Source organism: Vagococcus sp., from assembly GCF_052102835.1.
Lineage (GTDB): Bacteria > Bacillota > Bacilli > Lactobacillales > Vagococcaceae > Vagococcus.
Window position 1 is genome coordinate 1 of sequence record NZ_JBQEIL010000017.1, and the last position, 10528, is coordinate 10528.

A 10528-nucleotide genomic window follows, 5' to 3' on the forward strand; every position below is an offset into this window, starting at 1 on the left:
GTTGAAGAAAATAAAGACCTTATAATTTTTGTACAGAAAAGTGTTGCCAATTCAAGAATCTTTGGTGTTTTTTTGTTCTTGTTGAGCAAATGTAGTAACTGGGAAAAGAAAGAAAATTAAAAATAAGAAAATAATTCCCTTTCGGTTTATTTTTTTTAGCATAGAAAATACCCCTTTCTAGAATATTTATCTATTATAAACCTAATAACAATAAAAAAACAAGGATAAATGTAGTTTGGTATGCTTTTAATTGGAATTAAAAAACAATTAGAAGTGATAACTATTTTTGTTTTATTTAAATAAACAAGCTGTTTTATATTAGAATATGATGTGTTTTTTTAAAAATGAAATTAAATGTTAATGCGTTTTCATAAGTGGTATAGTTATATTTTTTTTGACATTTTGATACAGGGAATACCGTCTTCTAAAAACAAAGAGGAAGAAATAGTGTACCCATTTTTTAAGTAAAAAGACTCAGCACTAACTTCAGCACTAAGTTCAACTCTCAGACATTTTTCTGCTTTTCCAATGGTCTCAATTTCTTTTAAAAGTTGACTTCCCAATGTGTGTTTTCGATAATTTGGATGAACACACAAACGGTCAGGTTGGATAGTACGTGCATCTACCAATTGATAGCGAGCGGTTGCAATGGGAAAATCTTGATCAAAAAAGACTAAGTAAGGAGGTCTTGTTTCATCAATGGTATCGAATTCTTTTTGGAGACTAATTTGTTGTTCATGGACAAAAACAAGCATTCTTAAGTAGAAGGCACTCGCTTGTAACCAGGCTGAATTTCCGATTCTTAATATGTACATGTAAAAAAACTCCTTTATTTTCATTTACTTAAATAGTAGCATAATTTATTTTTATTTTTTTAAAGTTAATTTTTAATAAAAGTTGATTTGATACTAAAGCTAGTTGACATTAGAGGGATGATTACATATAATTTAAATGTTATGGTAAAAGGATATATTTAGTTAGTTTTTGTCAGCTAGAGAGCTTTTGGGTGGTGAAAAAAAGCCAAAACTAATTATAAATGCTCCCTTTGGAAATTAAGTCTGATTAAAATAGACTTACGTTTGTTCTGCGTTAAGGAACTTTAAGAGGTAATGACTGTTGAAGCATCATTGCAATTAGGGTGGTACCGCGAATGTTCGTCCCTGACTGCAGGGTGCTTTTTTATATTATTTTAGGAGGAAAAAAATGAAACAATTAACAAGTGCTCAAGTAAGAGCCATGTATCTAGATTTTTTTAAGAGTAAAGGCCATTCAGTGGAACCGAGTGCTTCACTGGTTCCAATTGAAGATCCTACTCTTTTGTGGATTAATTCAGGAGTTGCTACTTTAAAAAAATATTTTGATGGTACGGTTGTGCCAGAAAACCCAAGAATTACAAATGCTCAAAAAAGCATTCGAACCAATGATATTGAAAATGTTGGTAAAACAGCACGTCACCATACCATGTTTGAAATGTTGGGTAACTTTTCAGTAGGTGACTACTTTAAAAACGAAGCAATCCATTGGGCATGGGAACTTTTGACAGATGAAAACTGGTTTGCAATGGATAAAGACTTATTATATGTTACGGTTCATCCTGATGACCATGAAGCACGTCGCATTTGGCGTGATGAAGTTGGTTTACCTAACGAATCTATCATTGATATAGATGATAATTTTTGGGATATTGGAGCGGGCCCATGTGGACCTAACTCAGAAATTTTTTATGATCGCGGAGAAGAATATAATGATGTCGCTGAAGACGATCCAGAAAATTATCCGGGTGGAGAAAATGAACGCTACTTAGAAATTTGGAACTTAGTATTCTCTGAATTTAATCATACTGAGAATCATGAATATCAACCGTTACCTCATAAAAATATTGATACGGGTATGGGATTAGAACGAGTTGTTTCTATTTTTCAAGATGCGCCAACGAATTTTGAAACAGATTTGTTTTTACCGATTATTCACGCAACTGAAGCAATGAGCGCACACCATAAATATGGAGAAACACCTGCGATCAGTACATCGTTTAAAGTAATAGCTGATCACGTTCGTGCAGTATCCTTTGCAGTAGGTGACGGAGCCTTACCATCAAATGAGGGACGTGGCTATGTTTTACGTCGTTTGATTCGTCGTGCGGTCATGCATGGTAAAAAATTAGGTATCGATAAAGCCTTTTTATATCAATTAGTTCCAGTTGTTGCCGATATTATGAATAGCTATTATCCAGAAGTAACAGAAAAACTAAGCTTTATTGAAAAAATTATGCGCACAGAGGAAGAACGATTCCATGAAACAATTAATGATGGGTTACAAATTATTACTGATTTAATTGCGACTTTAAAAGCAGAAGGTAAAGATGTTTTATCAGGTAAAGCTATTTTTAAATTGTATGATACTTACGGTTTTCCGGTAGAATTAACTGAAGAAATGGCTGAAGATGAAGGATTGAAAGTAGACCATGCTGGTTTTGAAGCCGAGATGAAACAACAGCGTGATCGTGCGCGTGCGGCTCGTTCGACAGAAGGTTCAATGAATGTTCAGTCAGCATTATTAACGGATATTAAAGTTGAAAGTGAATTTTTTGGTTATGCTGAATTAGAGTTGACTTCAGAATTATTAGTTGCTATTCAGGAAGAAACAACAGTGGAGAGTTTAACTTCTGGAGAAGCTCAATTAATTTTCAGAACAACACCGTTTTATGCTGAGATGGGTGGACAGGTTGCAGATTATGGTCAGATAAAGACTGTAACAGGGCAAACGGTAGCGACTGTTATTGATGTTAAACGTGCGCCAAATGGCCAATCCTTACACCAAGTTGAGATTATAGCGCCATTAACGGTTGGAGAGACTTATCAGTTAGTGATTGATGAAAAACGCCGTAATAAAATTATTAAAAATCATACAGCGACTCACCTTTTACATAAAGCATTAAAAGAAGTGTTAGGGGATCATGCAAATCAAGCAGGATCGCTTGTTGCACCAGGTTATTTACGTTTTGACTTCACTCATTTTGAACAAGTAACCGCTGATGAATTAAGTGAGATGGAACGTAAAGTAAATGAAAAAATTTGGGAAAGTTTACCGGTTGTTACTGTTGAAACAGATATTGATACAGCTAAGTCAATGGGAGCAATGGCTCTTTTTGGTGAAAAATATGGAAAAGAAGTTCGTGTTGTAAATGTCGATGGTTATTCAATTGAATTATGTGGCGGGGTGCATGTGACGAATACATCGGATATTGGTATTTTCAAGATTACCTCAGAATCTGGTATTGGTGCAGGTGTTCGTCGTATTGAGGCTGTGACAAGCCAAGAAGCATTTGAAGTTTTAAATGAAGAAGAAGGTCGTTTGAAAGAAGTTGCAAAATTAGTAAAGGCTCCTCAAATGAAAGAAGTTGTGACTAAAGTTGTACAATTGCATGAGCAATATAAAGAGTTACAAAAAGAAAACGAGCAATTATTAGCTAAACTAGCTAATGCAGAAGCAGCTGATATTTTTGATAAGATTGAAACGATTGGTGACGTGACGGTTATTGCACAACAAGTCAGTGTTAAAGATATGAATCAGTTACGACAACTAGCAGATCAATGGAAACAAAAAGAGCTATCAGATGTCTTGGTACTCGGACTTGTTGCAGAAGGTAAAGTGAATCTATTAGTAGCAATGTCTAAAGCTATGAATCAACGAGGTCTAAAAGCTGGCGACTTAATTAAAGCTATTGCACCAAAAGTTGGTGGTGGTGGCGGTGGACGTCCAGATATGGCTCAAGCGGGTGGTAAAAATCCAGAAGGTATGTCTGACGCACTAGCAGAAGTTAAGCTTTGGTTAAGTGAAAATAAATAAAAATAGTGAGATTGTTAATCACTGTTAAATCAAGTGCACCTCAAAAGTTAGACCTAATAAGTTAACTTTTGAGGTGTGTTTTTTTATGAACTCTCTTAAATAAACGGGTGAATTAATCTAGGAAAAAAGCCACTTAAATTAGGGGTAAAGCAATTGTTTAGTTACTTAAATGATGACTTTAATGCTTTTTTTAAACAAATAGTATAAGTTATAATCATATTATTTTAGAGGAGCTGTAGCTAATGGAAATCGGTGAAAAAATAAAAACGTTACGACAAGAAAAAAAGTTAACGCAAAAGGAATTGGCAGAAAAATTAAATGTTTCAGGTCAGGCTATTTCAAATTGGGAACGTGGAAAAGGGTATCCAGATATTTCGAACATTATTCAATTGTCCGATCTTTTTAATGTTTCTTTGGATACACTAATAAAAGAAGATATTGACTTTAAAAAAAATTTGTTAGAAGAAAAAGCAGAAAGACGTGTTAATCTTGTGTTGAGTTCTATTGTTTTTATAATCTTTTTGTTTATTTTAATTTGGACTTTGTCTCGAATGTTTTTAACTCATTTTAAAGAATTTTCAGTTATGGGATTGATTGTCGGAATTTTAGGGGTTGGTCATTTTGGGAAAGAAATTTATCGTTGTTTAAAACTAAAAAAATAAAAACTAAATCTCCTGAAATTTTTATTTTTAGGAGATTTAGTTATTTTTTTTAATTACCTTTCGTCTTTTGGTATCGACTTGAGCTGCGAAGGCTTGTAGAAAGGTTACAGATAAAATCAACGCTGAACCGATGATTTCGATTAAACTAAAAGGTGTGCTTAATAAGATAATACTAAGTAAAGTAGCTGTTAAAGGCTCAAAAGCACTAAGCATGCTGGTCAAGCTAGGTGAAATATAATTAAGGCTACTAATATAAAATAAATAAGAAAGCATTGTTCCAAAAATAATAATGTAAATAAAAGTTAGCAAGCTGGGTGTATTAAATGTAGGTATCTCGGTTTTGACAAGTAATGGTAAAAAAGCAAGACCTGAAACAAACATCGCTCCACCAGTGACTAACTTTGCATCAAATTCTTTTAAGAGTTTTTGTGGTAAAAGTGTATTAGATGCACCACTTACACCAGCTAGAATTCCCCATATAATCGCAGCTGGCGAAAGAGAAAGCTGGTAGATGTTCCCTTTAGTGACAAGCAAAAAAGTCCCTAGCATTGCGATAGCAATAGAAATAAAGTCAATTTTTCTTGGCAATTTTAAATAGCGTATTGCTAAGTAAATAAGGATAAAGAGTGGACTCAGAAATTGAAGCACAGTGGCAGTTGGTGCATTACCTAAGCGAATAGCCATAAAGTAAGTAAATTGTGACGGTAAAACACCTAAAAAACCAAAAGCGATTAATTTTAGTAAATGTTTGGGAGTGGTAAACATATGTTTAACTTGTTTGGGAATAGTAAAAAAGCACCACAAAAGTAAAAGAAGCCCCGCCGTTAATAGACGAACTCCAACAACCCACTGTGTTGAAATTTGATTGTGCTCAAAAAAATATTGAGCAGCAGTCCCAGAACCACCCCAAAAAATACAACCAACAATTGCATAAAAAAAGCCCATATATTTTGAATTTTTCATTTTAATTCTCCTAACTAGATGGTGTGCTAATTATACTGTTTTTATAAAAATAAGCCAATTAATATGTGAAGTTCAACTGATGATATTTAGAGTGTTTGATTTTTTATAAACTATAACTTGGCGAAACTCTGATTTTATGTTAATATTAAAAGAGTTGTTATGATAAATATTAGGGGGCGTTACGGATTCGACAGGTATAGTTTGCGCTCGGGTTGCGTTCCGTAGGTTACGTCTACGTTAAAACGTTACAGTTAAATATAACTGCTAAAAACGAAAATAATACTTTCGCTCTAGCTGCCTAAAAACAGCGGGTGAAGATCCTCTCGGCATCGCCCATGTGCTCGAGCAAGGGTCCTAAATGAAGTGGGATACATTAAATTTTTCCGTCTGTAAAATTTAAAAGAGCTTATCAGGCTAGCAATAACCAAGGCTTGTTGTACGGCATAGGTTTGCGCGAAATTTAAATCGTATGACTATGAACGTAGAAACCTGGGTGGCGATATATTTGGACGCGGGTTCGACTCCCGCCGCCTCCATATTACAAACAGATTAGGTCTTATGAATGTTGATACATCAGTGATGTATTAATGTTTGTGAGACCTTTTTGTGTATAGTGAATACGGGTTAGCTTTAAATTCAACATATTGAATAAATATATCTATGGTTTGTTCTTTCTTTTCTTTGGATACATAGAAATAGATATTCATAGTCGTTTGACTATCTAAATGGTCCAATCCGTCTTTTAATGTTTGCTCCTGCTTCAATATGTATATTTGAATCTGTGTGTCTTAACTGGCTACTTTTATAAATTATTGAAGCCATAAACAATTTAATAGAATGTTAACAATGTTAATTAACTATGATAAACTAAAAGAAATAATAACGTTTTTTATTTAAAAAATTTAATAGATGTGGAGAAAAAGTTATGTATAGTATCGGTTTAGATATTGGAATTGCTAGTGTGGGCTGGTCAGTAATAGACGATCAAAATGGAAAAATTTTAGATTTAGGGGTATCACTATTTAATTCCAGGAATAGTGCCAATAATCTTGTCACAAGAACAAGTCGTGGAGCTAGAAGACTTGTTGGTAGACGTGTAACACGATTAAATGATGCAAAAAAAATATTAGCAACTCTTGATATACTGGAAGATAAAAATTTAAGAAATATAAATCCTTATGAATTAAGGGTAAAAGGACTCACGGAACAATTGACAAAGTCAGAAATTTACCGTGTGGTGATACACATTATTAAAAAAAGAGGAATCAGTTACCTAGATGAAGATAGTAAAGAGGGTGCGAAAGAGAATCAGGACTATAAGAATCAAGTATTGAAAAATAGTGAACTATTAAAAGAGTTGACACCTGGTCAGATTCAACTAAAAAGATTAAATGAAAATGGTCGTGTTAGAACGGGTATCGATGTTTCAGGAAATTATCAGTTAAATGTGTTCACAGTAAAGTCTTATGCGAATGAATTAGAGAGAATTTTTAGTATGCAACAAGTATTCTATCCAGACATAACAAAAGAATTTATTGAGCAGTTTGTAAAGAAAGGGGTGGGCAAAGATACGGGATTAGTTTATCGAAAACGTCCGTATTATCATGGACCAGGAAATATAGCTAATAATAGTCCTTATGGTAGATGGGCGGACTTTAAGAAGACTGGTCATCCTGCTGAAAATATTTTTGATAAACTAATTGGAACTGATATTCAGGGAGAACTTCGGGCAAGTACAAGTAGTTTGTCTGCTCAGATATTTAATCTTTTAAATGATTTAAATAATTTAACGTTACCTCGTGAAAATAAAAAACTAACCGAAAAAGAAAAGCAGTTAGTTTTAGACCACTTAATGAATTCAGATTTGACTCGTTTTGGGTCTAATGATCTAGCTAAATTTTTAGGTTATCAAAGGAAAGATATTACTGGATGGCGTGTAGATAAAAATGACCGCCCCGAAATTCATACATTGAAAGTTTACCGTGATTGGCGGAAGATATTTCGTGAGAATGAGGTGGAGCTAAATGACCTATCAAGAGAAATAGTAGATGGTATTGCTAAAGTAATGACTTTAAATACGGAATTAGATGGGATTAACAATACGTTAAATTTAGAACTGCCAACTTTAGATAAATCCATTAAAAAAATTATCTGTACTAACTTCAAAAAATTCAAAAAGAAGTCAAGTAACAGTTCATGGCACAGTTTTTCACTAAAGACTCTTAATGAAATGATTCCTATGATGCTTGCCTATCCGATGGAACAAAACACAGTTCTTGAAGAATTGAATATTAAATCAAATGTAAGGAATACTTACTCTTCTTACAGTAAATTACCAGTAAAAGAAGTGGTAGAAAATATTTATAACCCGACAGTAAGTAAATCTGTGGCCCAATCGTTTCATGTGATGAATGACTTAATTGATCGTTACGGAAAAAATCAAATTAGTCATGTCACAATAGAAATGCCTCGGGACAAAAATGAAGATGACCAGAAAAAGACAATAAAAAACATTCAAAAATCAAATGCAGATAGAAAAAAAGAAAGTCAAAAATACTTCTTAATGCAATCTGCCTGGAGTGAAGCTCAGTTTGAATACGAACTAAGGAAAAAAGGATTTGCTGCTAAATTAGGGTATTACTATGAACAACAAGGACGTTGTGCTTACTCTGGTGAAGTGATCAAACCTGAAGCTTTAGTGACTAATGAAACTGAAATAGATCATGTTATTCCATTATCTATTAGCTTAGATGATTCTATGAATAATAAAGTTCTTGTTAAAGCGCAAGCAAATCAGGAAAAAGGACAAAGGACGCCTTATCAAGCTTATCAAGATGGGGCTAAGTTGGGCCAAACATGGAGTGAGTATGAGACGTGGGTAATGTCAACTTTTAAAAAGAAACATAAGAAAAAAAACCTTCTTGAAACAAGGAATGTCTTTGATCCAGAAGTTCGAGAACAGTTTATTTCAAGAAATCTGAATGATACAAGATATGCCAGTCGTGTTGTCCTAAATACCATCCAAAGTTTCTTTAGTACTTCTGAAGCAAAAGTGCAAGTGGTAACTGGGGGGTATACACATACCTTACGTAAAAAATGGGGAGAGGCTTTAGAAAAAACAAGAGAAACACACCACCATCATGCGGTGGATGCCACACTTTGTGCAGTGAGTCCATTTATAAATATCGTTAGAAATAGTTATGAGTACGATCAAGATGGGACAAAAAAGATAATCGATAAAGATACTGGGGAAATTATTTTATTTAGTGATTATAAAAAAATGAATTATTATGAAAAACATGCGTACGTGCCAAAGTGGGAGCATTTTATCGGTCAGTTAACCCCCACTATTTTATATCCTAAAATTAAGTTTTTTCACCAAGTTGATCGGAAATTCAATCGTAAAGTAAGCGATGCGACCATTTATTCAACCCGACAAGTTGAAAATGTGGCAGTAAAGAGAGGAAAAGAAGTTAGATCGGAGGACACCTACACTTTAGATAAAATTAAAGATATCTATTCAGTGAAGGGATGGGAAACTTTTAAAAAGTATCAAGATAAACTATTAGCCAAAACAAAAGATGTTGAAACCTATAAAATATTATGTGATATTATTGAGGAGTATCCTGATTATGAAGAAATTCAAGATAAAAATGGAAAAGTAAAGCGTGTAGACCGCTCTCCTTTTGAAAGATATTGTACAAATAATGATGTTCCAGCAATTAGAAAATATTCTAAAAAAGGAAATGGTCCTTATATTCGTAATATGAAGTACTATAATAAAAAATTAGGAAGTCATATTAATATTACTAAGGATGAGTTTGGTAATAAAATTGAACGAACAAATAATAATAAGCAAGCAGTATTATTAACTTTAAATCCTTGGCGCACAGATGTGTATTATAACAATGAATTAGATTGTTTTGAGTTGCTTGGATTGAAGTATAGTCATTTAAAATTCATCAAAGGAAAGTATGGAGTGCCAGAAACTCTATATAATGAGTTAAAGCTCTCTGAAAAAATTTCTATAAACAGTGAGTTTTATTTTAGTCTTTATAGAAGGGATCGTGTCATCATAGAAGATGAGGATGAAAGGTTAGAAGGTTTGTTTAGTTCTCGAGTTAATAGTAATTCTAATTACTTTGAGTTAAAACCGTTAGATAAAGCTAAATGGGATAAAAATGAAATATTACCGATTTTTGGTAAAGTATCTAGTGGTCAATTTATTAAAAGGTTACAATCTAATATGAAAATCTCAAAGATTAATACGAATTATTTAGGACAATGCTATCGTGTAAAAAAAGAAACCTTAAAAAATATTATTCCTGAATAAAATATTTGAAAGTTCCATGAATTATGCTATACTAAAATCGTAGTGAAAGAGGTGTCGTATTCGACGGAATACGAGATTTCTTATAATTTTACTGATAAGAAATTATTGAGAATCTACAAAAATAAGGCTTTATGCCGAATTTAACATCACCAATAGGGTGGTGTTTTTTTTGTAGTATTAAACTAGGAGGTGTGATATGGGATTTAGAACGGTTTTTATAAAGAATGGAGCGACATTAAGAGTTAAACTAGATAATTTAGAAGTTGTAAAAGAAGGAGATGTATTTGTTATTCCTTTAATTGACATTGAAAGCGTTATTTTAGAAGGTGAAGATACCTCCATAAGTAGTCGTATTTTAGCTAAATTTGCTCAATATCATATTGAATTAATTGTTTGCGATAGTAAATATTTACCAACAGGAGTTTTCTTAGGCTTAGGACAATATCATCGCAGTGCGAAGAGAGCAATGTGGCAAAGTAACTGGACAGTGGAACAAAAGGAAATTGCTTGGACAGTAATTATTCTGCAGAAAATAAGTAATCAAATTAGTTTTTCAGAGACTGCTAAAATAGATGGGAATCGTATTATAGCAATGAAAAAATTGCGAGATAATTTACAACTTGGAGATAAGACGAATAGAGAAGGTCATGTAGCTAAAGTCTATTTTTGAATTGGCAACACTTTTCTGTACAAAAATTATAAGGTCTTTATTTTCTTCAAC

The 10528-nt window shown here is 33.1% G+C and carries 6 protein-coding genes, 1 other RNA gene and 1 other annotated feature; of the genes, 5 read left to right on the forward strand and 2 right to left on the reverse strand.

The genetic code is table 11. From position 1 onward, the window contains the following. Positions 1 to 383 precede the first annotated feature (383 nt). On the reverse strand, positions 384 to 815 hold the full coding sequence (locus ACTJFD_RS11285; RefSeq protein ID WP_442261635.1) for a GNAT family N-acetyltransferase: 432 nt from the start codon (positions 813 to 815) through the stop codon (positions 384 to 386). Between the two features lie 133 nt (positions 816 to 948). Continuing rightward, positions 949 to 1165, forward strand: a binding site (T-box leader). A gap of 38 nt (positions 1166 to 1203) precedes the next feature. Between ACTJFD_RS11285 and alaS the strand changes: the two genes are divergently transcribed. Together alaS and ACTJFD_RS11295 are read left to right on the forward strand one after the other, a co-directional pair. Beyond that, positions 1204 to 3849 (forward strand): alanine--tRNA ligase, encoded by a 2646-nt coding sequence (gene alaS, locus ACTJFD_RS11290; RefSeq protein ID WP_442261636.1) that lies wholly within the window; start codon positions 1204 to 1206, stop codon positions 3847 to 3849. A gap of 242 nt (positions 3850 to 4091) precedes the next feature. After that, positions 4092 to 4511: a helix-turn-helix domain-containing protein gene (locus ACTJFD_RS11295; RefSeq protein WP_442261637.1), complete on the forward strand. Its 420-nt coding sequence runs from the start codon at positions 4092 to 4094 to the stop codon at positions 4509 to 4511. Positions 4512 to 4547: 36 nt separating this feature from the next. Here the strand turns inward: ACTJFD_RS11295 and ACTJFD_RS11300 are convergent, their stop codons facing one another. Beyond that, positions 4548 to 5474, reverse strand: coding sequence for a DMT family transporter (locus ACTJFD_RS11300; RefSeq protein ID WP_442261638.1), 927 nt, complete (start codon positions 5472 to 5474; stop codon positions 4548 to 4550). 172 nt (positions 5475 to 5646) lie between these two features. Between ACTJFD_RS11300 and ssrA the strand changes: the two genes are divergently transcribed. The 3 genes from ssrA to cas1 all read left to right on the forward strand — a co-directional run bounded on the left by ssrA (position 5647) and on the right by cas1 (position 10477). Next, positions 5647 to 6013, forward strand: a transfer-messenger RNA (tmRNA) gene (gene ssrA / locus ACTJFD_RS11305). A 386-nt stretch (positions 6014 to 6399) separates the two neighbouring features. Then, the gene (gene cas9 / locus ACTJFD_RS11310) at positions 6400 to 9807 is read left to right on the forward strand and encodes a type II CRISPR RNA-guided endonuclease Cas9 (RefSeq protein ID WP_442261639.1); all 3408 of its coding nucleotides are present in this window, start codon (positions 6400 to 6402) and stop codon (positions 9805 to 9807) included. A 196-nt stretch (positions 9808 to 10003) separates the two neighbouring features. Continuing rightward, complete coding sequence (gene cas1 / locus ACTJFD_RS11315; protein ID WP_442261640.1) at positions 10004 to 10477, forward strand: type II CRISPR-associated endonuclease Cas1; 474 nt, start codon at positions 10004 to 10006, stop codon at positions 10475 to 10477. Positions 10478 to 10528: the final 51 nt, after the last annotated feature.

Bases quoted from the DNA above. Each gene is read 5' to 3' on its own strand.
- cas1 (WP_442261640.1), top strand. From the start codon at position 10,004: ATGGGATTTAGAACGGTTTTTATAAAGAATGGAGCGACATTAAGAGTT.
- cas9 (WP_442261639.1), top strand. From the start codon at position 6,400: ATGTATAGTATCGGTTTAGATATTGGAATTGCTAGTGTGGGCTGGTCA.
- ACTJFD_RS11295 (WP_442261637.1), top strand. From the start codon at position 4,092: ATGGAAATCGGTGAAAAAATAAAAACGTTACGACAAGAAAAAAAGTTA.
- alaS (WP_442261636.1), top strand. From the start codon at position 1,204: ATGAAACAATTAACAAGTGCTCAAGTAAGAGCCATGTATCTAGATTTT.
- ACTJFD_RS11285 (WP_442261635.1), bottom strand. From the start codon at position 815: ATGTACATATTAAGAATCGGAAATTCAGCCTGGTTACAAGCGAGTGCC.
- ACTJFD_RS11300 (WP_442261638.1), bottom strand. From the start codon at position 5,474: ATGAAAAATTCAAAATATATGGGCTTTTTTTATGCAATTGTTGGTTGT.